Genomic DNA, 25,063 nt, shown 5'->3' with positions numbered 1-25,063 from the left:
GGTTTGGCTCGCCAGTGTCCTCTGCATCCCCCGTGAACAGCCACTTTCGAATCGAAGGTAATGTCTCTAATGGACAGGTTTGAGTTGTGAACTGCACCAAGCTGGGGGACCGCGCCCTACCAAAACCTGACAGCCGGCCATTGAGCCACTGCGCCCATCCAACCCTATACTGCTTCACCCGCCCCTTTTCTAGGAGACTTATATGATTGGCCAAGCGACATTCACACGCATGGAACAAAGCACAAAAGCGGACTGGGATTGCATCGTCCCTGAAGCGATACAGATGGCCAAGCAGTTGCCAGACAGAGTGCTCACGCACTTGCGACTCCTGGACGGAGACTTCGGGGGATTTCCCGTTGACCGACTGACGCACAGTCTACAGGCGGCTACTCTCGCGCTCGACGATGGCAGAGATGAAGAATATGTGGTGTGCGCCCTTTTGCATGACATTGGCGACACGCTTGGTTCGTTCAACCATCCAGACATTGCCGCAGCGATTCTCAAGCCTTTCGTCAGCGAAGAAAATCTTTGGATGATCCAGAATCACGGCATTTTTCAAGGCTACAACTTCTTCCACTACATCGGCCTGGATCGCAACATGCGAGACATGTTCAAGCTCCATACTTGCTACGAGCGTACTGCTGAGTTTGTGAATTTGTATGACAACCCTGCGTTCGATCCTAAGGCGAAAGCGTATCCCTTGAGTCACTTTGAACCTATGGTGCGACGCCTCATGGCTTCGCCAAAGCGGTCCGTATACAAGGCCGCAATGGCCGACGATCAAAACTCCGCCTAACGAGTAGGCCCGCATGGTGCGCGTTCATGGCAACTTCGCCGATTCTTGGGATCCCACTTCAACAAGTCTCGTCACGGACCTTGTTGGAAGTCTTGGAGCAAGAGCTTGAAGGAGTGTGTGCGATTTTCTGGATCCATCGCGTCAAACTAATTTAACCACGGGCTTCCAAACCGTTCGCCGGGGACTACGGCTACCAATCCGTGAGAGGTGTGGGCTAAGCAGATCGGGTTGGATCTTTGGAACGACGGGACCCATTCAATGCGCACCACAGCGCTCATTCACTCCGGTTCCGTTCAAGGTAAGTACGGACATGAAGTCGACCATGCCCTAAAGGTCAATCTAGAGGTGCATGCAGCCGTGTTTCCTTGGTCATGATGCCGCCGCGTTTGCCAATCTCGATAGAGCCATAGCGCTCTTTGAAGCATTCCGGCAGCGGCCGATCTCCCGCCACGGACAACCAAAGCCGCAGCAGGTGTCGCTTGTTAACGGGATTGGGCCAGTCGACAAATCCGGTGCGGTCATGCAGTTGCGAATGGTTGTAAACAAACTGCATGTCACCGGGCTGCAACTGCATACCGAAATGGAGGTCAGGAGCATTGGCCAAAGCGTCAAACATGTTGAGCGCATCAACGTGTTCAGGCGTCAAGCGCATTGCGCCTTCGAATCTTTGCGCACTGTCGATATATTGACGTTGGTAAAACACGGTCAGGTGGCCTTCATGCCAGCTCAAAGGAGGTATCGTCATCCATTGGTTGGCGCCTTCGGGTACTTCGCCCCGGCGGTCAGTGGCTATAGGGTCAAACAGCCTCTCGAGCAAGTCAGGGCGCAGCTCCCGCATTCGGTTGTAGATCGTCTCAGCACTCACCAGCAAGGATCGTCCGCCTTCCTTCGCCTCTCGAATGCATAACAAACCTACAACGTCAGCACTGTCAGTATGAAAGGTCTGGCGCTCGGATGTTTGGTAAATCCGCGTGTTCGGATCTCGGGACGATGCGCCGAGGTCACGTACATGCCCGAGGATATGCCCTGCCGCATTCTGTGACCGCGCACTGCCAAGATGGGCGCCGATGCCGCAGAAAATCGTGGCGGCAAATTCCTGGCTGTAGCTTGCAACGGGCAAACCGCGCAGCACTTCGATTCCATTGCCGTGCAACAGCTTCTTCTGCAACGCTTTCAAGTAGCCTGCGAATGAGAGCAACGGAAAATCAGTCGCTGAAATCTCGCCGATGTCGCGGCCCAAGGAGAGGTAGTGACGCGCTGCATTTTCCAAATCAGAAATATGTTCGGACGAAAGGTGGTACAGCCAGGAGTCCTCATCCCTTGCCATCGCAGAGCCAATCCATGCTGCCGGGCCAGTGATTACTTTGGGCAAATCTGAAATATTCATACAACGATTATCCGCAGACTTTCAGCCGAAAAAGGGCCAATGTGGGCTCCTTATCTCAGCAGCCTGGTCAATCAAAGGCTGGGGTTTCGATTTTTGATTTGTCACTAACTGTCCTATTTTTAAACTGGCCATCAGTATTGACCGAACTTGGCCCATTGAATCATGAAAATTTTCCACTTTTGATGGCTGCTATCGGGAGCTAACCGATCATTCAATTTCAAAGTAAAACTTGCAAATACCCATCAGCGCCAACTGGTAAGGGACTTTGCCAAGTGGACTGAAAAGAGCCCAGCGGATCTCAACCGCTGCTTGCTGCCAGCTCCTGCTGATCAGCTATTCAAGGAATCCGTTTGAGCGACCGTCGCGGGGAAATATGCATAAGATGCATATGAGCGGGTAAAAGCGCAGAAAATAGCACTTTAGCCAACGAGGTCCTTGTGAATCAATCCGTCCCCCATGCCGAACTCATCGCCGCTTTCAGGAGAGCGGAGGCAGATGCTGCTCACAAGTTCGGCTTGATCAAAGCTGTTTCAAAAAAAGGGCCCATGGCTATTCAGACGGCCGTAGATACGGCGGCAAAGGCTTCAAAGCGCAGGGATTCATATGCAAAAAAGCTCAATTTTTTGGGGGTGGACCTCAAGGATTGAGCAGGACTGAATACCTGTGCGGCCGGCGACCATCTGGGAGCCGGACCCCACTACAGGCCGCCGCGCATCACGGATGCCAGGCCCGTTTTTGCGAGGCCAATTGAGCGAGGCAGTGTCGCTGGTCAGTTAATACAGCGAGGCGCCTTTTTTCAGGCGCCCCATCCGTTCAACCTCAGCGACTGGTGCTAGAACGCTGGCCAGAAAGACTATTTCCACCCGGATTCATGCCTTTCAGAAATTTGAACAAATCACTGTCGGTGGTCAGAACCAGCGTCGTGTTGTCCGCAATGGTCGACTTGTAGGACTCCATGGTGCGTGTGAACTCATAAAACGCGACGGCTTGAGGGCTTTGGTTATAAGCCTTGGCGTAGATTTCGGTGGCTTTGGCATCTGCGACACCTCGAATTTCCTCGACCTGCCGGTAGGCTTCTGACTGAATTTTATTCAGGTCGCGGACTCGATCGCCACCGATTCGGGCGGCCTCGCCGTTGCCTTCTGACAAAAAACGTTCGGCGATCTGGCGGCGTTCACTGATCATGCGGTCGTAGATCTTCGGACGCACACTTTCGTTGTAGTTGATGCGTTTAAAGCGAATGTCGAGCAGTTCGATGCCAAACACGCGAACCTTCTCGGCTGCCTCAGTAAAGATTTCATTCTCGACCAATTTGCGGCCTTTCTGGATAGGCACAAGTGCGCCCATATCCTGCGCGCGCTCATCCGCGGTCAGTAAGGTGTCGCGCAGCGGCACGCGGTCCTTCGTCGTTCGAATGATTTCGATGAGTTCGTGTTTGGCGATCGCATTGCGGGTCTCGCTACCCAAGATGTCGTTCAGCCGCGATTGAGCGCTGCGTTCATCGCGTAGCCGCAGAAAGTACTGCAGCGGATCGGTAATTCGCCAGCGTGCGAAAAGATCGACCGAAATGTAAAGCTTGTCCTTGGTAGGCATATCTGACGGGCTACCGTCCCATTCAAGAACGCGTTTCTCAATCGAATTGACTTCCTGGATGAAGGGCACCTTGAACTTCAGTCCCGCAGTCGTCACAGGCTCGCCGACAGGTTTTCCGAACTGCGTGATGACCATCTGCTCTACTTCGCTGACCGTGTAGACCGAACTCGACGTCAGGTAGGCGCCAACGACGACCACGATGACGATTGCTATCTGGCTGATCTTCATGGCTTCGCCTCCTTCTTTGGATCGAGATTCAGCAGGGGCAGAATGCTACGCGCCTGTTCATCGATAATTATTTTTGAGCGTATGCGTGGCATCACGTCCTGCATGGTCTCGATATAGATGCGGCGACGGGTGACTTCCGGGGCCTTGGTGTACTCCGCCAGCAAGGCGTTGAAGCGGGCCACGTCACCTTCCGCTTCGTTGATGCGTTTGAGCCGGTATCCGTCGGCCTCGCGGATGCGTTGATCCTTTTCACCTTCGGCCAGCGGTATCACCTTGTTGTAATCGCGGCGAGCTTCGTTGATCAACTTCTCTTTTTCCTGCTGCGCCTGGTTCACTTCGTTGAACGAACTCTGCACCGGTGCGGGTGGATTGATATTTTTCAGCTGCACCTGGTCAATGCTGATGCCCATCGCGTACTTGGTAGAGAGCTGCTGCATCTTGACGAGGGCTTCGGTTTCGATCTCCTGTCGACCAATGGTGATGACTTCGTCTACGGTGCGGTCGCCGACGACTTCCCGCATCACGGATTCGGACACATAGCGCAGAGTGGCGCGCGGTTCGCGAACCTCGAACAGAAATTTAACCGGATCCGAGATGCGGTACTGAACCACCCACTCGACCAGCGCGGCATTCAGATCGCCGGTCACCATTTCGGTCTCCCGCTTTCCGTCGGTTGGCGTCTGGTATAAATCATTCGCATCCGGCGTGGAGAAACCGAATTCCTGTTTCAACTGTCGCTTGACAGGAACAACCGTTGCTATGTCGATGCCCAACGGCAGTTTGAAGTGCAATCCTGGCGGCACTTCCGTGAGATATTTACCAAATCGTTGGATTACAACTACCGAATCGCTCGGCACCGTGTAGTAAGACGTCCACGCACCGAGTGCGACCACGCCCAACAAAATAATGGTGACCACGCTCTTTGGCCCACCACTGGATCCTCCGCCGGGCATGAGTTGTTTGAACCAGTTCCCCGCTCGCCGCAGCAGTGCATCAATATCGGGGGGCCCCTGGTTGCGGCCGGTATTCCACGGACCCCGCTCGATGTTATCGTTTGACATCTGTATCTCCTTTGTTGTCAATCAATGAGGTAATCCTCAGCGTGCTCTTATTGCGTTCAGCAACGAGCCTATTTGTATAAATCTCCATTTTGAATTTCATGGCGGGCTGGCAGGATTGCCCATCTACGGCCGTTCATCACAACCAACAAGAAGTCGTTAATGCTCGCAACGGTATTGCCAAGAAAAATCAGGAAAGAACCACTTCCCGTCGCTCAACCAGCGCAGGTCTTGAGGCACCTCAAAAACCGGATGACTTTTAGATCGAGCGACGCACACTCGAAGAAGGGGGTTTGGGGTGTCAGGGAGTTACGACAAGCATTAGCAACTTTGCAATGCCAGCTCATGACCCATGATGGATTGATCTGGTTCAACCATATCACAGCCTTCTTTAAGACCGGGTCGTCCCGCGATTTAACGTCACAGCCAGCGAAAGGTAAAAGAGGCTCCCAGCCAGCGCAGAAGTGGTCGCCACTTAATCACGCTGAATTGCACCCCTACCCCAGCCATGAACCGCTCCGCTTAAACTGTTTTCCATGATAAAACGAACCTCCCTGCTCGGTTCCGTGCTGCTCAGTGTTTCGCTATCGACCTCGCTGTGGGCCGCAGGTGGCGCAGAGCAGAAGTATCCCGACGTGGTTGCCGTTCAGGTTAAGGCCCGTGGCGCCGACACGTTTGACTTTGAGGTGACGGTGTCATCGCCCTACGACTCACCCCAGCGCTACGCTGACGCATTTCGGGTGTTGGGCCCCAAAGACGAGGTGTACGGCGAGCGCTTGCTGGCGCACGATCACGCGGGTGAACAACCTTTTACCAGGGACCTCTATGAGGTCAAAGTGCCCAAAGGGCTTGGTCGCGTTTCCGTGCAAGGCCGAGACCAACACTTTGGCTATGGCGGCCAGCGGTTTGACGTGAAGTTACCGGGCCGCTAAGCCTGCGCTTTGTCGAATGAGCGACAGATGAATGACCCGGCACCGGGACATTGTCGATAGCATGCCGATTCACACGCGGGTGGCATCCCTTACTGCCTCGCTTCTTCTTTTGCATTGGAGACACCCCATGACACCCACCCCCTTGGCCACCTGGCATGAGGTCGCTCGCACCCGTGACACAACTGGGCTCAAGGCACTGTTGGCCGACGACTGCGTTTTCCACTCACCCGTTGTCAACACACCTCAAGTGGGCAAGGCCGTGACCTATCAGTATGTGTCAGCCGCCTTCAAGGTGTTTTTCAATGACTCGTTTCGCTATGTCAGAGAGGTGGTAGGTCCCAACGATGCGATTCTGGAGTTCCAGGTGGAGATTGACGGCATCAAAGTGAATGGCGTTGACATGATGACGTGGAACGATGCGGGCCAGATTGTGGACTTCAAAGTGATGATTCGTCCCTTGAAAGCCATCAATCTGATCCACCAAGCGATGGGGGCGATGTTGCAGTCGGCCGCGCCTCGGTAAGCTGAATAAGCACCTCTGCCATAGCGCTATGGCGTCGCTGGATTGGTGGCGAAAAATACAAGAAAAAATCCCCTGGCCCAATAAAATAATACGTGAGTAGCTATTATTTATATAGCAAACAACGAAAATCAGCTAAAGGGCTTGGCCATCTTGGCGTTGAACGACTTGAGGATGCAAAGGCTTCTTGGGCCCGGCACCACCTCGAACGACTCCCCCGCGCTGATCGTGCCCGGTTGGTCCACGGCCAAGTACCAGCCACAAAAGCCACTTTGGGCCATGGCCCTGACCGCGCCACTGTAGCCCATGGTGGCATTGAATTTGTAGCAGGGCTCGCGGGGAATGGTCACGCGCAGGCTGCAGTGGGCAAATTTGAACACGTCGCCCACCCATACCTCCGTTTCCAGCAGGCCCTCCAGACTGAGGTTTTCGCCCATGGATCCGAACAGCAAGGCGTCATCAATTTCGGCGTAGCCAGTGCGCGCCCGGGCCTCAGACCAGAACGGGTAGTGCTCTGAGGGGTACGCGTAAATGGCTTTATCCAGCCCGCCATGGACTGACAAATCAGCTTGCTCATCGCCCGCCAGCCCCAATGGCTTCACCACGATCGGGCCATTCACTGCAGTTTTGAAAATAGCTGTTAACACCGCGCGCCCCCCAATCTGGGCACGACGGGCTTTGGCAACCTGAACACCGAGCAATGTAGGCATATTGAATCCTTAGGATGGCTTATTTTGCGCCCAAGCCCATGGCCCGTGTGATGACTTCTTTCATAATTTCATTCGTGCCACCGTAAATACGTTGCACGCGTGCATCAGCGTATGCACGGGTGATGGGGTATTCCCACATGTAGCCATAGCCACCAAAGAGCTGCACACACTCGTCCATCACCTTGCATTGCAGGTCGCTGCACCAGTACTTGGCCATGCTGGCGGTAGCGGTGTCCAGGGTGTTGTTCAAGACCAACTCGGTGCATTTGTCCACGAAGACGCGGGCCACCTGCACCTCGGTCTGCAATTCAGCCAATTTAAAGCGGGTGTTTTGAAACGACGCAACCGGCTGGCCGAAGACGGTGCGCTCTTTGACGTAGTCCACCGTCCAGCCAATCGCCGCCTCGGCCGCTGCCACTGCACCAATTGCGATTTGCAGACGCTCCCAGGGCAACTGCTCCATCAGGCAGATAAAGCCCTTATTCTCGTGCGCCGGTCCGCCCAGCAAGTTGGCGGCGGGCACGCTGACGTTGTCAAAGAACAGCTCAGAGGTGTCTTGGGCCTTCAACCCGAGTTTCTTCAAGCGTTTGCCCACGGAGAAACCCGCCATGCCACGCTCCACCAGCAGCAGGCTCGTGCCTTTGGCACCGGCACCGGGGTTGGTTTTGGCCACCACGACCACCAAGTCGGCGTGCCAACCGTTGGTGATGAAGGTTTTGCTGCCATTCAGCAGGTAGCTGCCGTTGGCCTGCTGGATGGCCGTGGCCTTGATGCCTTGCAAGTCTGACCCGGCGGCGGGCTCACTCATGGCGATGGCGCCAATCATTTCGCCGCTGGCCAGTTTCGGCAGGTAGCGGGTTTTTTGATCTTCGGTGCCGTAATGAAGAAGATAGGGTGCCACGATTTCGCTGTGCAAGCTAAAACCAATGCCGGTGAACCCCGCGCGGTTCAGCTCCTCCATCTGTACCACGGAGTACAGCTTGTCGGCCTCCGAGCCGCCATAAGCCTCGGGCATGGTGGCACACAGAAAGCCGTTCTCGCCCGCCTTGTTCCAGACCGCCCGGTCCACAAAACCCTGCTCCTCCCAGTCGGCGTGAAACGGGGCCACCTCTTTGTCCAGGAATCGGCGAAAGCTGTCTCTAAAGGTTTCGTGGTCCGGCGTGAATAGTGTTCTCTCAATCATGTTGTCTCCAAGTTGACTCAATTGCTGCGGTTTACAGGGATGATTTGCGCCTCAACGCACTTTACTGCACCCTGCTGGGTTGCAAGCACCCAATTTCCCCCCAGGAGACCCCATGACTGAAGCCTATGTATTTGATGCCATCCGCACCCCTCGTGGCAAAGGCAAGAAAGATGGGAGCCTGTATGAAGTGAAACCAGTCGACTTGCTGGCGGGCGTTCTGACCGAGCTGCAACGACGCCATGACCTGGATACTGCTTGCGTGGATGACGTGGTAATGGGCGTGGTCTCCCCGGTCGGTGACCAGGGCGCCGTGATTGCCAAGGTGGCCGCCCTCAAGGCGGGTTGGGACTTCACCTGCTCTGGCGTTCAGATCAACCGGTTTTGTGCGTCGGGTCTGGAGGCTGTGAACATGGCGGCACAGAAGGTGCGTTCAGGCTGGGAGGATTTGGTTGTAGCGGGAGGCGTGGAAAGCATGAGTCGCGTGCCCATTGGCTCAGACGGCGGCGCCTGGGCGCTGGACCCGCACACCAATTCCGCCACCGCCTTCGTGCCGCAAGGCATTGGCGCTGACCTGATTGCCACACTGGCCGGCTTCACTCGCCAGGACGTGGATGCCTTTGCCCTGGAGTCCCAAAAACGAGCCTCCCACGCCCGCGCCAGCGGCTACTTTGACCATTCTCTGGTGCCCGTCAAAGACGCCATGGGACAAATCATTTTGGCGCGAGACGAGTTCGTCAAACCCAACACCACGTTGGAGGGGCTAGCCTCGCTCAAACCCGCGTTTGAGCAAATGGGCGGCATGGGCTTTGACCAGGTGGCACTGACCCGCTCCCCCCAGGTAGAGCGTATTCACCATGTGCACCACGCGGGCAACTCGTCCGGCATTGTGGATGGCGCTGCGGCAGTATTGATCGGGTCTGCGTCGGCGGCCAAGGCCCATGGCCTCACGCCCCGCGCCCGCATCGTCTCCGTGGCGCTGAGTGGGGCTGACCCCACCATCATGCTGACCGGGCCCATGCCCGCCGCCCGCAAGGCACTGGCCAAAGCCGGTATGACGATCGACCAGATGGACTTGATTGAGGTGAATGAGGCCTTTGCCGCCGTGGTCATGCGCTTCATGAAGGAGATGGGCGTCCCGCATGACAAGGTCAACGTCAACGGCGGTGCCATTGCCATGGGCCACCCGCTGGGTGCCACCGGCGCCATGATTTTGGGCACCTTGATTGACGAGTTGCACCGGCGCCAGCTGCGGTACGGCATGGCCACCCTGTGTGTGGGCGGTGGCATGGGCATTGCCACCATTGTGGAAAGAGTCTGATATTTCAGGTAATTTATACCTCTAGCGCCCGTCCAGAATGCGCGAGCAGCTCCTTTATCTATAGCAAATTAAGTATGAAAACCATCCACTACAACTTGCAAGACGGCATTGCCACCGTCACCTTTGATGAACCGAACTCGCCCGTGAACACCATGTGCCTACAGTGGCAGGATGACTTGGCCGAATTGTCGGAACAGGTGTTGAAGGACAAGAACAGCATCCGTGGGCTGCTTCTGACCTCAGCTAAAACCACTTTTTTTGCCGGTGCTGACCTGAAAGGCGTGATGCGTCTGCAAGCCTCGGACGCCGCTGCGGTGTTTGCCGGCATTGAGCGCGTTAAACACCACTTTCGCACCTTGGAAACCCTGGGCAAGCCCGTTGTGAGTTGCTTGAATGGCACCGCGCTGGGCGGCGGTTGGGAAGTGGCCTTGGTGGGTCATCACCGCATCTCGATTGACGACTCAAAGATTCAGTTTGGTTTGCCAGAGGTCACTTTGGGTCTGTTGCCCGGTGCCAGTGGCGTGACCAAAATGACCCGTCAACTTGGATTGATGGGTGCCCAACCGTATCTGGTTGAAGGCAAATTATTTTCACCCCAGAAAGCGCTGGAGCTTGGCTTGGTGCATGAGCTCATTCCTCAATCAAGCAATGCCGCAGCAGACATGCACGAACGGGCGCTGGCCTGGATTGCCGCCCACCCGGTGGCCCAGCACCCCTGGGAGGCCAAAGACTACAAAGTACCGGGCGGTACCCCGGCCAACCCCAAGGTGGCCGCCATGCTGGCCGTGGCGCCGGCCATGATCAAGCAACAAACACGTGGGCTCTACCCTGCTCCGGAGGCGATTCTGGCCTGCATGGTGGAAGGGCTCCAGGTGGATGTGCCCACGGCGCTGCGCATTGAGAGCCGCTACCTTGCCCAACTCATGACGGGGGCCAATGCCCGCGCCATGGTCAACACTTTCTTCTTCAACCTGAACTCGGTCAAAAGCGGCCAGTCACGCCCGGGGAAAACATCGCGCTTCAAGCCGCAGAAGGTGGGCTTGCTGGGCGCCGGCATGATGGGGGCGGGCATCGCCTATGCGCAGGCCAGCCGTGGCATGGCCACTGTGCTCAAGGACATCACGCTGGAAAAGGCCGAGGCGGGCAAGGCCTACAGCACCAAGCTCACCCAGTCGCGCGTGACCAAAGGCCGCATGAGTGCCGCACAGCAGGCCCAGCATTTGTCGCTGATTCAGACCACCGAGCAAGCGAGCGACCTCAACGGTTGTGACTTGATTATTGAGACGGTGGTGGAGAACCGCGCACTCAAGGCTCAGGTCACGCAGGAGGCCGAGCCCCTGTTGGCATCCGATGGCTTCTTTGCCTCCAATACCTCAACATTGCCCATTGGTGGCTTGGCCCAGGCCAGCGCGGCGCCTGAGAAGTTCATAGGCATCCACTTTTTCAGCCCGGTCGACAAAATGAAGCTGGTAGAGATCATTCGGGGCCCCCAAACCAGCGACGACACTGTAGCCAAGGCCTTTGACTACGTGCAGGCGCTGGGCAAACTGCCCATTGTGGTCAACGATGGCCAGGGTTTCTTCACCAGCCGGGTGTTTGGCACCTTTGTGATGGAAGGCGTGGCCATGCTGAGCGAGGGCATTCCCGCCCCGGCCATTGAAAACGCCGGCATTCAATGCGGCATGCCGGTGGGGCCACTGGCAGTGTTGGACGAGACAACATTGACCTTGAGCCTGCACGTGATGGACCAGGCCAGAGCCGACTGTGAGGCCGAAGGTCGGAGCTATGTCGCCTCAGCCGGCGAACTGCTGTTGGCCGACATGGTGCGCCAGCACAAGCGACCTGGCAGGTCCGGTGGTGCCGGGTTCTATGAGTACCCGCCAGAGAAGGGCGCTAAAAAAATTCTCTGGCCGCAACTCAAACCATTGTTTGAAAAGGATGAAACGACCTGGAACATCACGGATCTCAAAGACCGTCTTCTTTACCGCCAGGCAGTGGAAACGGCACGCTGCCTTGCCGAGGGAGTGTTGACCAGCGTGCATGAAGCCAATGTGGGTTCCATCTTCGGCATCGGATTTCCAGCCTGGACGGGGGGCTCCCTGCAGTTTATTTACGGTATGGGCATTGAGGCCTTCGCCCATCGTTGCAGCGAGCTGGCGGCAAGCTATGGTCATGGATTTGTGTTGACCGATGAGGTCAAAGCCAACCTTAAGCAAATTCAACCTTTCTATTGAGCTTCCCTCTAAACTTGGTTTTCTCTCCTGAACTCACTCAAAACGTCCTTTATGCTTGCCAGCCTGCTCCGCCGAATCATCATCACGCAACTGTTCTTCGGCGGTCTGTTGGGCTGGTGGGTGACTCGCAAACTTGAGATTTCGCCGGGCTGGGCGACCATTGGTGCCTTGATGCTTCCGGTGGTTTCCATCAAACTGATTGTGTTCATTGCCGCTGTGCGCGCCTACCCTGCCGGGACCAATCCAATGCTTTGGTGGCGTTCTATTGTTGGTGAAAATTGGTCAACGCTTCGGTTGGCCTTGCTGGAGATGCCGTGGACATTTCGCGCACCCGCCGTCATGCCCGCTTTAGGGGCCGAGCAACGAATCCCAATGGTTTTGGTCCATGGCTATGTGTGCAACCATCGTATTTTTGACCGCTTGACCGTCGACCTGCGGCGCGCCGGACACCCGGTGTTGGCGGTGGATCTGGAGCCCTTATTTACCAGCATTGATGACTACACACCGCTGGTTGAGCAAGCCGTGGAGCGCTTGTGCAAGGAGACGGGTGCCGCACAGGTGGCCCTGGTCGGACACAGCATGGGCGGATTGGTCATTCGAGCATGGATGCGTGAGTACGGATCGGCCCGCGTGGCCCGAGTCCTCACATTGGGCACGCCGCATTCCGGGACGAAGGCAGACCCCTTCCCCTTCACACCCAATAGTCGGCAAATGGTGTGGCAAAGCCCGTGGCTGAAAGCTTTGACCGACAGTGAATCATTGGCGACCCACCACCTCATGCAGATTGCTCTGAGCCCCCAGGACGCCATCGTTTTCCCGCAGCAAGAGCAAGTCTTGCCCGGCGCTGCAGTCGAGGTCTTTGAGGGGCTGGGTCACATTGAACTTTGCTTCAATCCGCAAGTTCGTAACTGGATCGTGGGCCAACTGGACATACCGAAGCTTTAGAAAGCGGCTTGTCTGAGCGGTATTGCCACCATCGGAACTCAATAGATAGCAGTTGGGTTGGCTGATAAATAGGGGCACACCTCGCTGTTTAGGGGCTGTCGCTGCGGTAAGCTCAAAGGCATGGAAATTTCTTAGAAACCGAGGAAGCGTCTTGAGTGAGATTGATACCGGCGACCAACAGCATTTCACACAAGCTGTAGCCAAGTTGGGAGAGACGCAGGTGGTCGTGGCCCACTGCGCCATCTTTAATGACAGTGGCGTCAAAATCGTTGACAAGGGTGTGGCCATTAACCAGGCGCTGTACAAGCGCTTGACGCAACACAAACTGTCCGCCCCCATTGAAAACTGCGTCGCAAGCGCTAACGGACTGACTGGCGACTCCCTTCGGGACGACGCTAAACTAATTCTGGACAGTAAGCCATTGTTTGGTCGTATGGCGCCAGACAACAAAACCCGGGACCTGTTTCTGGACGCATTGCAGACCCTGCCCCTGCCCGCACCCATCGCTTTGCAACTCACAATCGCCCGAGACCTTCATCCACCAATTTATCAGCATTTGCTTCGAACCGCTCTTACCGCCGCGTGGCTGAGCAAAACGCCCTTGCTGTCCCGCTTCGACGTGAACGCGGCTGTGATGGCCGGCATGCTGCATGACATTGGCATGTTGCACGTCGACCCGCGTCTGATGCAACCCAGCAAGACACTGAACCGTGAACAGCGCCGTCAACTTTATGTTCACCCCTTGGTGTCGACCGCGCTGATCGAGCGACACCATCAATACCCCAAGGAAGTTGTGCGAGCGGTCAGGGAGCACCATGAATACCTGGATGGATCAGGTTACCCGCGTAATCTGACGGGTGACGCCATTGGGCCATTGGCCCGAATTCTGGGCATTGCCCAGGTGGTTGCGGCCATGTTTTCCAGCAACCTCCCCGGTGCAGAGTTGCGACTGTCTGTGTTGCTGCGCATGAACACCCACCGCTTTGACGCGACGCTGGCCATGCAAGTGATTGGATTGTTGCGACCCAAAGACGACATGCCGTTGATGGAGGTCGAGCGCGCCGAACAGCCATTGGAACTCTTGCGACAGATTAACGTTCTGATGGACCAGTGGCCGGACGCCTTGCTGCAACAAACCGATCTGTCGAGTGCCCGGTTGGATCAGTTGCACAAGCTTGGCGCCCAACTCAAGGAAGTTCGGCGTGCGCTGGCCAAGGTGGGGGCTGCACCCGATCAGTTGACCCAATTGGGAGAGAGCCTGGATGATGACATCCTGATCGAAATTTCACTCATCACTCGGGAAGCCGCTTGGCAGTTGCGCACTCTCGCCAGACAAACCCGAAGTCGTTGGAAATTGGGCGAGCGGGAGAGTTACCCCGAACCGTTGAGTGCGTGGATTGGAAGTGTTCAAACCATGGTTCGACCTGTTTTTGGCCAGGCTGATGCCGGCTCCGAGGCAGTCGAAGGTGAGGATGTCATCAATGCGCCGTTGGATTGACTGATGAACGCCTCCCAACCGGCTGACACGGAGCTTGGGCTGAGTCGCCCTGAAAACCTGCGAGATCTCTTTTGGTCATTCACGCGCCTCGCATTGCAAGGCTTTGGCGGAGTGGTCGCGATTGTTCAGCGTGAATTGGTGGAAGAAAAGAAATGGATGACGCGAGAGCAATTTCTGGAGGACTGGTCAGTCGCCCAAATACTGCCTGGCGCCAACGTGGTGAATCTGTCGTTGATGATCGGCGACCGGTACTTTGGAATGCGGGGGGCGCTGGTGGCGCTAGCGGGCATGCTGGCGTTTCCGATGCTGGTGGTGATACTGGTGGCCCTGGCCTTTGCAGGTGTCGCGGATTCGCCCCATGTACAGGGGGCACTGACCGGGTTGGGGGCCGTGGCCGCAGGGCTGATTGCTGCCACAGGGCTGAAACTTGCCGCGGCGCTGGGTAAAAACATAATGGGATCGGTGGTTTGCTGGTTCTTGGTGGTGGTCACCATCGTGGCAATTGCCGCATTTCGGGTGCCATTGATTGCGGTGTTGGTGGTGGCCGGTGGACCGGCTTGGGTTTGGGCTTATCGACAACTTCGAAAAACGGCCCTTGCCAAGGATTCCGAATGAATATGACACCTGCCGACTGGCTGGCTCTGCTGACCCACTTCATGTCGCTTTCCCTGCTGGCCATCGGCGGCGCGATCACCACCGCGCCCGAGATGCACCGTTTTTTGGTGGACGAGCGGCATTGGTTGACCGACAGCCAGTTCAGCTCGTCCATCGCCTTGGCTCAAACGGCTCCTGGGCCGAATGTTTTGTTTATTGCGCTTCTCGGATGGAATGTGGGCGTGAATGCTGGGGGTGGGTTGGGTGCTGGCCCGATGGCCTGGGGCTTGGCAGCCTTGGGCATGATCATCGCCATGGCGGGCATTCTGGTGCCCAGTACCACCCTCACCTTTGCGGCCGCCCGATGGGCTCATCGACACAAAGAGCTGCGTGTGGTGCGGGCTTTCAAACAAGGCATGGCGCCTATCGTGATTGCTCTGTTGATCGCCACCGGCCTGATTTTGGCACTGAGTCAGGGTCGTAGCCTGGATCACTGGCGCTCGTGGTTGCTGACGGCCTTCAGTGCATTGGTGGTCTGGCGCACCCGCGTCCACCTGCTTTGGTTGCTGGGCTTGGGTGGCCTTGTTGGCTGGTTTAACTGGATTTAATGCGGGTTTTCGAAAAACAGGTAGCTGGTGGCGTAGTCGCTAATTTCGAAGTAGACCTTTTTCTCACCGGGGTCTGCGACAAAATTCAGATTTTCATCAAACACGCCGTAGCCAAAACGGTAGGGGCGCGGCTTGTTGTCATCGGTTCCCATGGCCGTGCTGAGCTTGTCAATCTTGAGAAAGCGGCGCACCACCTTGTCGCCAGCGTAAATCTCCAGTACCCCGTTGGTTCCGGTCCAGTTTTGAATGTCGCGGCTGATCTTGTTTTGTTGCTCCTGGGTGCAACTCACACTCACCACAGCAGCAGCAAGCGCTACCGCAAGCATCGTCCATCGCTTCATATGCATCCTCGATTCGTTATTAAACCCGGCCTAAAATCTGTCCTCAATCAGCTGCGTTGACGCAGTGCCTCGTAGAGGCAAACGCCACTGGCCACCGAGACATTCAAGCTTTCGACAGCGCCATGCATCGGAATACTGATCAATTCGTCGCAGGTTTTGGCAGTAAGTTGACGAATGCCATCACCCTCGGCGCCCAACACCAGGGCCACAGGCCCCTTCAGATCGGTTTGGTACAAGGTCTTCGGCGCTACGTCGCTGGTGCCAATGATCCAGATATTGCGTTCTTTCAGTTCATTCAAGGTGCGGGCCAAATTGGTCACCATGAAATAGGGCACGGTCTCAGCAGCGCCGCTGGCGACCTTGGCCACGGTGGCATTGATACCCGCTGCGTGGTCCTTGGGCGCGATAACGGCATGCACGCCAGCGCCATCTGCCACACGCAGGCAAGCACCCAAATTATGAGGGTCAGTAACGCCGTCCAGCACCAGAATCAGTGGCGCCACGCGTTCGGCGAGGGGTTTCTCGGCTTGGGACGCCTCCAGCTGTTCCAGCAACTCGTCCAGTGAAGTCACCTGGGCCAGTTCCTGAACTCGAGCTGCCACGCCTTGGTGACCGTGGCCTCCGCAGAGTTTGACCAATCGAGCGCTGTCGGACTCAATCAAACGGGCGCCGGCTCCGTTGGCTTTGTCCAGAAACTGGCGCATACGCGCGTCGCGGCGGCTGGGGTCGAAGTAAATTTCAATGACGGATTTGGGAGCGGTTTTCAGACGCACACCGACGGCATGAAAGCCGAATAGAACTTTGGATGAAGACATGGCTCGATTATCGCGGTATGAAGGTCGCTATAGATAATGAAGCGCCATCAGCACGGCTGACGGCGGTCAGATCGCCTATTTCACTGCAAATCAGCCATGCTCTCCAGTACCCGACCCGCCTCTATCGTGATGCAGCGGGAGCATTGAGTGGCAATGGCCTTGTCATGGGTGACGAGCACCAACGTGGTGCCCAGCTCGCGATTCAGATCAAACATCAAAGTCATGATTTTCTCGCCGGTGGCAAAGTCAAGGCTGCCGGTGGGTTCGTCGGCCAGCAACAGCGCCGGTTTGACCACAAAGGCGCGGGCCAAAGCCACGCGCTGCTGCTCTCCGCCGCTGAGCACCTTTGGGTAGTGGCCAAGGCGCTCCGACAAGCCCACGCGGGCGAGCATCTCGGTAGCCGCCGTGCGGGCGTCCCGCCGACCTGCCAATTCCAGGGGCAGCATCACGTTTTCAAGTGCCGTAAGATTGCCCATGAGTTGAAAGCTTTGGAACACAAAGCCGACTTTCTCAGCGCGCAAGGCGGCACGGGCGTCTTCGTCCATGGCAAAGAGGTCCTGTCCAGCGAGACGCACGGTGCCTCGGCTCGGTGTATCAAGCCCGGCAATAATGGACAACAAAGTGCTTTTGCCTGATCCCGAAGCGCCCACGATGGCCACGGTTTCACGGGCCGACAACACAAAATCAATATCGCGCAAAATGTCGAGTGTCCCGGTTGAATCCGTGACGGACTTGAAAACGTGCTCTACAGCAATAATTGAATCAGACATGAGGCTTTCTTTGTATCGACATCTTTTGAACCGGCGTCACTTTATCGCGCTCCCGGTACTCATTGCTGCGGCGGGGAATTGCGCGTTCGCAGCGACCGCTGGCGGTGCCAGTCCTGAGCGGACGATATTGGTGGTGGGCGACTCGCTCAGCGCCGAGTATGGCCTCAAACGGGGTACGGGCTGGGTGGCATTGTTGGACGAAAAGCTCAAAACCGAGCGCCCCGGCGTCTCCGTGGTCAACGCCAGTATCAGTGGCGACACGACTGCGGGCGGGCGGTCCCGCCTGAGCGGCCTGCTGAACAAGCACAACCCAGGCTACGTGATCATTGAGTTGGGCGGGAATGACGCCTTGCGTGGTCTGCCACTTCGGCTGACCCAGGAAAACCTCAACTTTATGACCAAGGCGGCCCAGGCGGCCGGGGCCAAAGTATTACTCGTTGGCATGCAGGTGCCGCCGAACTACGGCAGCGAATACGCCGCCCAGTTTGCCAATCTGTTTTCCGTGGTTGCCAAGACGAACCAGGCTGGGGTTGTGCCCTTCTTGCTGAAAGGGATCGCCGACACCGCTGACAGCACCGCCATGTTTCAAGCGGACCGAATCCACCCCAAGGCAGAAGCTCACCCCACCATGTTGGCCAATGTATGGCCTGAACTGAAGAAACTACTGAAATGAGCTTGACCCCCATTCCCGCTGCAGACTTGCTGCAACGGCTTCATGAGTTCGACACCATCGTCGATGCCCGCAGCGAGGGAGAGTTTGACGAAGACCATTTGCCGGGTGCCGTCAACTGGCCGACTCTTGACAATGATCAGCGCCGGGACATTGGCACGCTCTACAAGCAAGTCAATGCGTTTGAAGCGAAAAAGCGCGGTGCAGCCCATGCGGCACGCAATATCGCTGGTCACATTGATCGCGAGGTGATTGACAAACCCAAAGACTGGAAGCCGCTGGCCTACTGCTGGCGAGGTGGCAAACGAAGTGGTTCACTCTCCCTCATCCTGTCTGAAATCGGGTTTCGGGTGACGCTGGTGGAAGGCGGCTATAAGGCGTTCCGCGCCGCATTGGTTCTGGATATTCCCCGGCTTGTCAATACATTGAACTGGCGCGTGGTCTGTGGGACCACCGGCTCAGGCAAGACGCGCTTGCTGAAGGCACTGGCACAACAAGGCGAGCAAGTGCTTGACTTGGAGGACTTGGCGAACCATCGCAGTTCGGTATTGGGCGCCCTGCCCGGCATACCTCAACCGACGCAAAAGCGTTATGACACATTGGTGTGGGATGCCTTGCGCCAATTTGACCCGGATCGCCCCGTGTACGTGGAAAGCGAAAGCAAGAAGGTTGGCAACGTGGCGGTTCCAGCCTCGTTGATCGACGCGATGCGCCAAAGCCCGTGTTTGAACTTGGTGCTTCCTGACGCTGAGCGCGTGGCGCTGCTGATGGAGGACTACGATTTCTTTGTACAAAACACAGAGGATTTCTGCGGGCGTCTGCAGGTACTGTCTGAATTTCGTGGGAACGTGGTGGTTGACGGTTGGCTGAGTCAGGTGCGAGCCGGAGACATTGGCGCCGTAGTGCAAGAGCTACTGACGCAACACTACGACCCCGTGTACCTTCAGTCCATGCGTCGCAATTTCAAGCATTTTGAGCTGGCGCGAGTCATTTCGCCGGTTGACCATTCAGAGCAGGCCATGAATGACTTAGCCATTCAAATGACTCGTGAATCCTCGGCCATTGCAGCCGAGGTCAGGGCTGAGTACCGTTAGGATTGAGCAGGAGTGTCTGCGCCAGCTTGGTCCGGATCGATACCGTCATTGTCAGAAGCGTTGTCGTCCCCAGACGGGTCTCCGACTTTGCGCTCAGCCTTCTGCTTGAGTTTGTCTTCTTTTTTCTTTTTCTTGGCCAGTTCTTTTTGACGCTTCTCGTATCCGTAATTTGGTGTTGCCAATGTGTGCTTTCAAGTTGATGGCGCCCACTTTAACATTCCCAAGGCGCGCCTCGGCCCCAGCGACAGGGATATTGATGTTTCAAGCCGCGGTTTCCGGTGTTTGGGCAGCATCGTCTAGCCAGCGGACGGACCCTCGGTAGGCGTGCCAACTGGCGTGGCCCAACAAAGGACCCACCAAAATCAGGCCAGCCCCCCAGGGCAACAAGGCGACAAAAACGAGCGAGCTCAAAAGTCCCCCCCACAAAACCATGACCGCCACATTGGCAAACACGACCTGCAAGCTGGTGATCGCTGCTGAGATAGCGTCGGTATCCCGGTCCAGAATCATTGGGATCGACACCACTGCCACCGAGAAAACGAGACTGGCAAATGCACCGCCCACGATCAGGTAGACCAACAGGAACTCCCAGTTCTCAGGGTTGAAAATAGCCTGCATGACACCGGTGGTGGATGGCATTCCGGTGTTAAAGAAAACGGCGAACACAACCAACGACGCACGACCCCAGAGCAACTCCAGAACAATCAACACCAAGACCAGCATGCTCATGCTTTTGAGGTGATCGTCCCAACAGGTCAGTGATGCGCCCAATTCGGGTTGAATACTCAATTAACGGCGGCGACTGACTTCGTAGAGGCCCATGGCCAGAAATGGGCCCACTAGAAGACAACCGGAGGCGATTGACATCGCATATTCCGGCCTGCTTCGGAAGACCAGCCCCAAGACCAGCGCCATTGACCAAAAGCAAAGCCCATAAAAAAGTGCAATGCCTTTCTCCGCCCACAGATCCCGGGCGCCGCGTTGCAGCCACCGAAAGGGGTCGCTCAGACGGAGCGAAACAATCTCCTTCAAAGGCGCCTCAGAGGGCGGCGGCACATAGGGTGTGGGGGCGGAGGCATTCATCCTGTCAGCATAGCGGTGATCAGCATCAGCGACCACTCAGGAAAACACTGAGCTAGCGCAACGCCTTGGCCAACGCTTGGGCCAAGTCGACTCTCAAGTCGTTAGCCGACTCCAAACCAATGGAAAAGCGAACCACGGTACCGCGGCGGATATAGCTTGGCCAGTTAGCTCGCATCGACTTTAGTCCATACGGAACGACCAAACTCATTGGCCCACCCCAGCTGTACCCCACCTTGAAAAGTAGAAGGGAGTCACAAAATTTGTCCACCTGAACTTGGGTGTAGCGTTCGTCGATCACCACCGAGAACAGGCCAGCTGCAGAGCCCATCTCACCCCCGCACAAGGCAAGCCACTGGGCGTGCCCGGGCGACGAGGTCAATGATGGATGCAACACCTGAGAAAATTCAGCGCGCGTTTCAGCCCAAGCAACCAATTGTCGTGTGCTCTCGTCATGGGCGTGGTAGCGCAGTTTCATACTGGGCAGGCCCCGCATCACGGCTTCTGCATCGTTTGCGCCAACGCCAAAGCCCATACGCATATGGGTCAACTTGAGTTTCATGTGCAGCGCTGTGTTGCGTGTGACCACGCTACCCATTAGTACATCGCCTCCCCCGCTGGGGTATTTGGTCAAGGCGTGCACGGACACATCAACGCCGAGAGGCGGAGTTGACCCGGGCTGCAGGTCGAAGGGTGCAAAGGCGAGCCCGGCACCCCAGGTGTTATCGAGCGCCGTCAGGACCCCGCGCGCATGGCACAGTTTCACCATAGCGGGTAAATCAGGAAACTCCAGCGTGACCGATCCGGCCGCCTCAAGCCAGACCAATCGGGTCTTGTCGGTGATCTTGCTTTCGAGGTCCTTGAGATCGAGGGGGTCGTAGTACTGGTGGGAGATGCCCCACGACAACAACTCACCCTCGGCCAACGTTTTGTTTGGCCCGTACGCATTGTCCGGAATCAGGACTTCGTCGCCTGTAGACAACAAGGACAAGGCGACATTCGCAATGGCGGCCAATCCACTTGGCAAAAGTAGGCATTGCAGCCCGCCCTCCAATGTGCACAAACGCTCTTCCAGCATATAGGTGGTCGGCGTACCGTGCAGACCATAGGTGTAGGCGGACTTGTCCTTCCACTCAAAGTCGCGCATCGCAGCGACGCTAGGAAAAATAACAGTGGATGCCTTGAATACGCCCGGTTGCGGCGATGAAAATCCCTCTGGAGGCTTGTAGGGGTGGTGTATCAGCGTCGTGGTGAGGTCCGTCATTGTTTCAGCCAGGCTTTATACGCTCCACTTTTGAATCAATTGCTCGGGACGCAACGCATCGTAGCCTTCAAACGGTTGATGGATCCAAGGGTTGGTCGGCAAAAACTCCACCGAGTAGTCCGGCGAGAAGGTCGACAAAGCCTTGGTCCAGATGACTGCACTGCGAAGTTCAGTAATGGGCGCATAGTTGCTCTTAAGCTGACCAATCACTGAATTCAGCGTGTGGCCGGAATCGGCCAAATCGTCCACCAGCAGCACCTTCCCCGCAATTTCACCCTTGGGCGTGGTGATGTAGCGGGCGATGTCTAAGTTGCCCTGCACCGTGCCCGCGTCAGAGCGGTAGGAACTGGTGGACATGATGGCCAACGGCTTATCAAACACCCGCGACAATATGTCTCCTGGGCGCAGGCCTCCACGAGCCAAGCACAAAATGGTGTCAAATTCCCAATCAGACTGGTGAACTTTGATCGCCAGTTTTTCGATCAGATTGTGATACTCGTCATAGCTCACGTACAGGTGTTTGCCGTCTTCTGTCAGCATAAAGTTGCTCCTTAATTAATAGCACTATACACATATAGCGCAAGGGCTAGATGCAGTTTTTGTGTACAAAATAAACTTCACCCAGCTCAATCAGCGTGGTAGGGGTGACGGATCATGATAGTGTGATCCCGATCAGGGCTGGTCGAAACAACGTGCACTGGAACCCCGGTCACTTCTTCAATGCGTTGCAAATAGAGCTTGGCATTCACCGGCAGTTTTTCATATTGTGTGACGCCAACGGTGCTATCGGTCCAGCCTGCAATGGTTTCGTAAATGGGCTTGCAGCGTTCGATGTCATCTGCTCCCATCGGCAAGATGTCGATGGTTTCCCCGTCCAGCTCGTAGCCAATACAAAGTTTCAACTCACTCAAACCGTCCAAAACGTCGAGCTTGGTGATGCACAGCCCAGTCAAGCCATTGACCTGTGCCGAGCGTTTCAGCAAGGCCGCGTCAAACCAGCCGCAACGACGGCTGCGCCCCGTTGTGACGCCCTTCTCGGCGCCAATCGTGCTCATGTGGTAGCCGGGAGTTCCTGCCGCTTCCCAATCCAGTTCGGTTGGGAACGGCCCGCCACCCACACGGGTGCAGTAGGCTTTTGTGATGCCCAAGATGTAGTGCAGCAGGCCTGGGCCAACACCAGCGCCGGCTGCGGCGTTGCCAGCAACACAGTTGCTGGATGTCACAAATGGGTAGGTTCCGTGATCAACATCCAAAAGTGTGCCTTGCGCACCTTCAAACAACAGATTCTCACCCTTTAGATGCGCTTCGTTAAGTTCACGAGACACATCCGCCATCATCGGCTTGAGCAACTCAGCCTGACGCATGGCTTCGTCATAAACCGGCTGAAAAAGCACCTGGCCGTCGGCCATGTAAGGGGCCAGTCCGGTGCCAAAATCGAATGCTGCTGAACCCAGGTAAGTAGTCAATACATGGTTGTGCAGCGCCAACAGCTCACGCAACTTTGCGGCAAAACGCTCGGGGAACTTCAAATCCTGAACGCGCAATGCGCGGCGAGCAATTTTGTCTTCATACGCTGGACCAATGCCGCGACCAGTTGTGCCGATCTTGGCATTACCGCCCTTTTCACGCGCAGCTTCACGGGCAACATCCAACGCAGTATGGAATGGCAATATCAGCGGGCACGCCTCGCTGATACGCAGCCGCGAACGCAGCTCAACCCCAACTTTTTCAAGCCCTTCGATCTCCTCGAAGAGTTTGGTGGCTGACAACACCACCCCGTTGCCGATATAACACTTGACGCCAGGGCGCATGATGCCGCTTGGAATCAAGTGCAACGCGGTCTTCACGCCGTTGATCACCAGGGTGTGGCCTGCGTTGTGTCCGCCTTGAAAACGAACAACACCTTGCGCACTTTCGGTCAACCAATCAACCAGTTTTCCCTTGCCCTCATCACCCCACTGGGTCCCGACGACGACGACATTACGTCCTTTTGTTGCGATCATTTTTGTTCGTTCCATTTATCTGAAATAGTTTGTACGACCCATTGCTGCGCGATCTGAACCAGCTCGCGATCACAATGGAACTCATCAACTTCACTGTCGTGTCCGGGAAGTGCGCAGACCACAGTCTCACCACTCGACCTGAGTTTCGAAATCTCGGACCGCAACTCTGTGCTGTCGCTCCAGGGAGCGCGGATGGCTGAGTGCAATGGACGTCGTGCTAGCACGCCAACCAACGCCTTTATGTCCAGACTAAAGCCTGCAGCGGGGCGACTGCGGCCAAATACGGCACCGACCTCGTCATATCGCCCGCCCCGTGCAAGTGCATCACTGGCGCCAGGGGCATAAATCGAAAATCGCGTGCCGGTGTAATAGGCATACCCTCTTAAATCAGCGAGGTCGAAACTCACCTTTGAGCTCTCCAACTGAGTGCCCAACCAAGCCAAGCTAGACAACGCCTCTTGCACCCCAGGAAGAGCAGGCAGCGTCTTTTTGGCTTCGGCGAGTATCTGCGCGTCTCCATAGAGGCGTAGTAGCGCCAATAGGCCTTCGCGCGACGCAGCCTGGAAACCTCGAGTCAAGGAGGAGAGCTCACTGCTGTCCTTGGCCGCCAATGCTGCATGGATTTGGGCCAATAACTCAGCATCGACGGGATTGCCATCCAACAAGGCTCTAACAATTCGAGCGTCCGCCATATCGACAGTCAGAGGCGGCGCTTTTGCAACCTTCAACACATCAAGGGCGAGCAGCAAAATCTCTAAATCAGCCTCCAGTCCGGCGTGACCATAGATTTCGGCGCCAAACTGCAACGGTTCGCGAGTGGCGTGTGGTGCACCAGGGCGAGTGTGAAGGACTGGGCCGCAGTAGCACAAGCGGGTGACGCCCTGGCGATTCAGCAAATGAGCGTCTATACGGGCCACTTGTGGCGTGCTGTCGGCGCGCAAACCCATCATGCGACCCGAGAGTTGGTCCACCAACTTGAATGTTTGCAGATCCAATGCTTTACCCGCACCAGTCAACAAAGACTCAAGATGTTCCATCAACGGCGGCATGACCAGTTCGTAGCCATAGCAACGCGCCATGTCCAATAGGTCACGACGTAATTCTTCGATGTGCCGCGCTTCGGACGGCAAGACATCGGCAATGTGATCCGGCAGGACCCAAGCAGACATGTTTTTTGAGGGTGCTGTTAAAACGGAGATTTTACCGGGCTTGAAGCCCGTAATCGCCTAAGCCAGAAACCAAATGAGAATCGAGCCGATCGTCATGCTGCATATCCCAACAAAACGAAGCTGACCATCATTCAATTGCAGCAACTGTGAAAAGGTTTGTCGCCATGTGGATGGCGACAAAAAAGGGAAAAGGCCCTCGATCACAAGAACAAGGGCCAAAGCAAGCCAAAGTGACTCAGCGGTCAAGACAATC

General features: G+C 56.2%; 26 protein-coding genes and 1 pseudogene. 12 read left to right on the top strand and 15 right to left on the bottom strand.

Annotation, left to right across the window (positions count from 1 at the left end; genetic code table 11):
• Window positions 1-202 precede the first annotated feature (202 nt).
• Window positions 203-796, top strand: coding sequence for an HD domain-containing protein (locus tag J8G15_RS04700; RefSeq protein ID WP_210546391.1), 594 nt, complete (start codon window positions 203-205; stop codon window positions 794-796).
• A gap of 334 nt (window positions 797-1,130) precedes the next feature.
• Here the strand turns inward: J8G15_RS04700 and J8G15_RS04695 are convergent, their stop codons facing one another.
• Window positions 1,131-2,183 carry a TauD/TfdA family dioxygenase gene (locus tag J8G15_RS04695; protein WP_210546390.1) on the bottom strand — a complete coding sequence of 351 codons (1,053 nt, stop codon included), beginning with the start codon at window positions 2,181-2,183 and terminating at the stop codon, window positions 1,131-1,133.
• A gap of 437 nt (window positions 2,184-2,620) precedes the next feature.
• On the opposite strand from J8G15_RS04695, the gene J8G15_RS04690 reads away from it, so the two are divergent.
• Window positions 2,621-2,830 (top strand): hypothetical protein, encoded by a 210-nt coding sequence (locus J8G15_RS04690; protein ID WP_210546389.1) that lies wholly within the window; start codon window positions 2,621-2,623, stop codon window positions 2,828-2,830.
• A 172-nt stretch (window positions 2,831-3,002) separates the two neighbouring features.
• Here J8G15_RS04690 and hflC read toward each other — a convergent pair whose 3' ends face one another.
• Together hflC and hflK are read right to left on the bottom strand one after the other, a co-directional pair.
• The gene (gene hflC, locus J8G15_RS04685; protein WP_210546388.1) at window positions 3,003-4,004 is read right to left on the bottom strand and encodes a protease modulator HflC; all 1,002 of its coding nucleotides are present in this window, start codon (window positions 4,002-4,004) and stop codon (window positions 3,003-3,005) included.
• The gene (hflK, locus tag J8G15_RS04680) at window positions 4,001-5,065 is read right to left on the bottom strand and encodes an FtsH protease activity modulator HflK (protein ID WP_210546387.1); all 1,065 of its coding nucleotides are present in this window, start codon (window positions 5,063-5,065) and stop codon (window positions 4,001-4,003) included. The genes hflC and hflK overlap by 4 nt, the downstream gene beginning before the upstream one ends.
• Before the next feature lie 533 nt (window positions 5,066-5,598).
• On the opposite strand from hflK, the gene J8G15_RS04675 reads away from it, so the two are divergent.
• Together J8G15_RS04675 and J8G15_RS04670 are read left to right on the top strand one after the other, a co-directional pair.
• Entirely contained in the window at window positions 5,599-5,994 is a 396-nt protein-coding gene (locus tag J8G15_RS04675) for a hypothetical protein (RefSeq protein WP_210546386.1), read from the top strand.
• A gap of 127 nt (window positions 5,995-6,121) precedes the next feature.
• Window positions 6,122-6,517 (top strand): nuclear transport factor 2 family protein, encoded by a 396-nt coding sequence (locus tag J8G15_RS04670; protein ID WP_210546385.1) that lies wholly within the window; start codon window positions 6,122-6,124, stop codon window positions 6,515-6,517.
• Between the two features lie 128 nt (window positions 6,518-6,645).
• Here J8G15_RS04670 and J8G15_RS04665 read toward each other — a convergent pair whose 3' ends face one another.
• Window positions 6,646-7,224, bottom strand: a complete 579-nt coding sequence (locus J8G15_RS04665; protein ID WP_210546384.1) for an MOSC domain-containing protein — start codon at window positions 7,222-7,224, stop codon at window positions 6,646-6,648.
• A gap of 19 nt (window positions 7,225-7,243) precedes the next feature.
• On the bottom strand, window positions 7,244-8,407 hold the full coding sequence (locus J8G15_RS04660) for an acyl-CoA dehydrogenase family protein (RefSeq protein ID WP_210546383.1): 1,164 nt from the start codon (window positions 8,405-8,407) through the stop codon (window positions 7,244-7,246).
• A 112-nt stretch (window positions 8,408-8,519) separates the two neighbouring features.
• Between J8G15_RS04660 and J8G15_RS04655 the strand changes: the two genes are divergently transcribed.
• The 6 genes from J8G15_RS04655 (at window position 8,520) to J8G15_RS04630 (ending at window position 15,604) form a co-directional block, all read left to right on the top strand.
• On the top strand, window positions 8,520-9,725 hold the full coding sequence (locus J8G15_RS04655) for an acetyl-CoA C-acetyltransferase (RefSeq protein WP_210546382.1): 1,206 nt from the start codon (window positions 8,520-8,522) through the stop codon (window positions 9,723-9,725).
• Window positions 9,726-9,799: 74 nt separating this feature from the next.
• Window positions 9,800-11,959, top strand: a complete 2,160-nt coding sequence (locus J8G15_RS04650) for a 3-hydroxyacyl-CoA dehydrogenase NAD-binding domain-containing protein (protein WP_210546381.1) — start codon at window positions 9,800-9,802, stop codon at window positions 11,957-11,959.
• A gap of 51 nt (window positions 11,960-12,010) precedes the next feature.
• A complete protein-coding gene (locus J8G15_RS04645) occupies window positions 12,011-12,904 on the top strand; it encodes a triacylglycerol lipase (RefSeq protein ID WP_210546380.1) in 894 nt (297 codons plus the stop codon).
• 151 nt (window positions 12,905-13,055) lie between these two features.
• The gene (locus J8G15_RS04640; protein ID WP_210546379.1) at window positions 13,056-14,402 is read left to right on the top strand and encodes an HD-GYP domain-containing protein; all 1,347 of its coding nucleotides are present in this window, start codon (window positions 13,056-13,058) and stop codon (window positions 14,400-14,402) included.
• Between the two features lie 3 nt (window positions 14,403-14,405).
• Window positions 14,406-15,017, top strand: coding sequence for a chromate transporter (locus J8G15_RS04635; RefSeq protein ID WP_210546378.1), 612 nt, complete (start codon window positions 14,406-14,408; stop codon window positions 15,015-15,017).
• Complete coding sequence (locus J8G15_RS04630) at window positions 15,014-15,604, top strand: chromate transporter (RefSeq protein ID WP_240538444.1); 591 nt, start codon at window positions 15,014-15,016, stop codon at window positions 15,602-15,604. The genes J8G15_RS04635 and J8G15_RS04630 overlap by 4 nt, the downstream gene beginning before the upstream one ends.
• On the opposite strand, the gene J8G15_RS04625 is transcribed toward J8G15_RS04630, so the two are convergent.
• The 3 genes from J8G15_RS04625 to J8G15_RS04615 all read right to left on the bottom strand — a co-directional run bounded on the left by J8G15_RS04625 (window position 15,601) and on the right by J8G15_RS04615 (window position 17,530).
• Window positions 15,601-15,945: a hypothetical protein gene (locus tag J8G15_RS04625; protein ID WP_240538443.1), complete on the bottom strand. Its 345-nt coding sequence runs from the start codon at window positions 15,943-15,945 to the stop codon at window positions 15,601-15,603. The genes J8G15_RS04630 and J8G15_RS04625 overlap by 4 nt on opposite strands.
• 47 nt (window positions 15,946-15,992) lie before the next feature.
• Window positions 15,993-16,760, bottom strand: a complete 768-nt coding sequence (rlmB, locus tag J8G15_RS04620) for a 23S rRNA (guanosine(2251)-2'-O)-methyltransferase RlmB (protein WP_210546377.1) — start codon at window positions 16,758-16,760, stop codon at window positions 15,993-15,995.
• 80 nt (window positions 16,761-16,840) lie between these two features.
• Window positions 16,841-17,530 (bottom strand): ABC transporter ATP-binding protein, encoded by a 690-nt coding sequence (locus J8G15_RS04615; protein ID WP_210546376.1) that lies wholly within the window; start codon window positions 17,528-17,530, stop codon window positions 16,841-16,843.
• Here J8G15_RS04615 and J8G15_RS04610 point away from each other — a divergent pair.
• On the top strand, window positions 17,529-18,203 hold the full coding sequence (locus J8G15_RS04610; protein WP_240538442.1) for an arylesterase: 675 nt from the start codon (window positions 17,529-17,531) through the stop codon (window positions 18,201-18,203). The two genes, J8G15_RS04615 and J8G15_RS04610, sit on opposite strands and share 2 nt — an antisense overlap.
• Window positions 18,200-19,294, top strand: coding sequence for a tRNA 2-selenouridine(34) synthase MnmH (mnmH, locus tag J8G15_RS04605; protein WP_210546374.1), 1,095 nt, complete (start codon window positions 18,200-18,202; stop codon window positions 19,292-19,294). The genes J8G15_RS04610 and mnmH overlap by 4 nt, the downstream gene beginning before the upstream one ends.
• Here the strand turns inward: mnmH and J8G15_RS04600 are convergent.
• From J8G15_RS04600 to J8G15_RS04570, 7 genes and pseudogenes are all read right to left on the bottom strand, one after another.
• On the bottom strand, window positions 19,291-19,476 hold the full coding sequence (locus tag J8G15_RS04600; protein WP_210546373.1) for a hypothetical protein: 186 nt from the start codon (window positions 19,474-19,476) through the stop codon (window positions 19,291-19,293). The genes mnmH and J8G15_RS04600 overlap by 4 nt on opposite strands.
• Before the next feature lie 79 nt (window positions 19,477-19,555).
• Window positions 19,556-20,377, bottom strand: a pseudogene (locus J8G15_RS04595) (DUF2189 domain-containing protein).
• 52 nt (window positions 20,378-20,429) lie between these two features.
• The gene (locus tag J8G15_RS04590) at window positions 20,430-21,638 is read right to left on the bottom strand and encodes a PLP-dependent transferase (RefSeq protein ID WP_210546372.1); all 1,209 of its coding nucleotides are present in this window, start codon (window positions 21,636-21,638) and stop codon (window positions 20,430-20,432) included.
• A gap of 15 nt (window positions 21,639-21,653) precedes the next feature.
• A complete protein-coding gene (locus J8G15_RS04585) occupies window positions 21,654-22,178 on the bottom strand; it encodes a phosphoribosyltransferase (RefSeq protein WP_210546371.1) in 525 nt (174 codons plus the stop codon).
• An 86-nt stretch (window positions 22,179-22,264) separates the two neighbouring features.
• Window positions 22,265-23,641, bottom strand: coding sequence for an adenylosuccinate synthase (locus J8G15_RS04580; RefSeq protein WP_210546370.1), 1,377 nt, complete (start codon window positions 23,639-23,641; stop codon window positions 22,265-22,267).
• Entirely contained in the window at window positions 23,638-24,810 is a 1,173-nt protein-coding gene (locus J8G15_RS04575) for an ATP phosphoribosyltransferase regulatory subunit (protein ID WP_210546369.1), read from the bottom strand. Before J8G15_RS04575 ends, J8G15_RS04580 begins: the two co-directional genes overlap by 4 nt.
• A 57-nt stretch (window positions 24,811-24,867) precedes the next feature.
• Window positions 24,868-25,014, bottom strand: coding sequence for a DUF2065 domain-containing protein (locus tag J8G15_RS04570; protein ID WP_370627535.1), 147 nt, complete (start codon window positions 25,012-25,014; stop codon window positions 24,868-24,870).
• Window positions 25,015-25,063: the final 49 nt, after the last annotated feature.

The sequence above is a fragment of the Rhodoferax sp. PAMC 29310 genome (genome assembly GCF_017948265.1).
Lineage (GTDB): Bacteria > Pseudomonadota > Gammaproteobacteria > Burkholderiales > Burkholderiaceae_C > Rhodoferax.
Note: the sequence above shows the minus strand (reverse complement) of the source record. Positions and strands in the feature narration are given on the sequence as shown.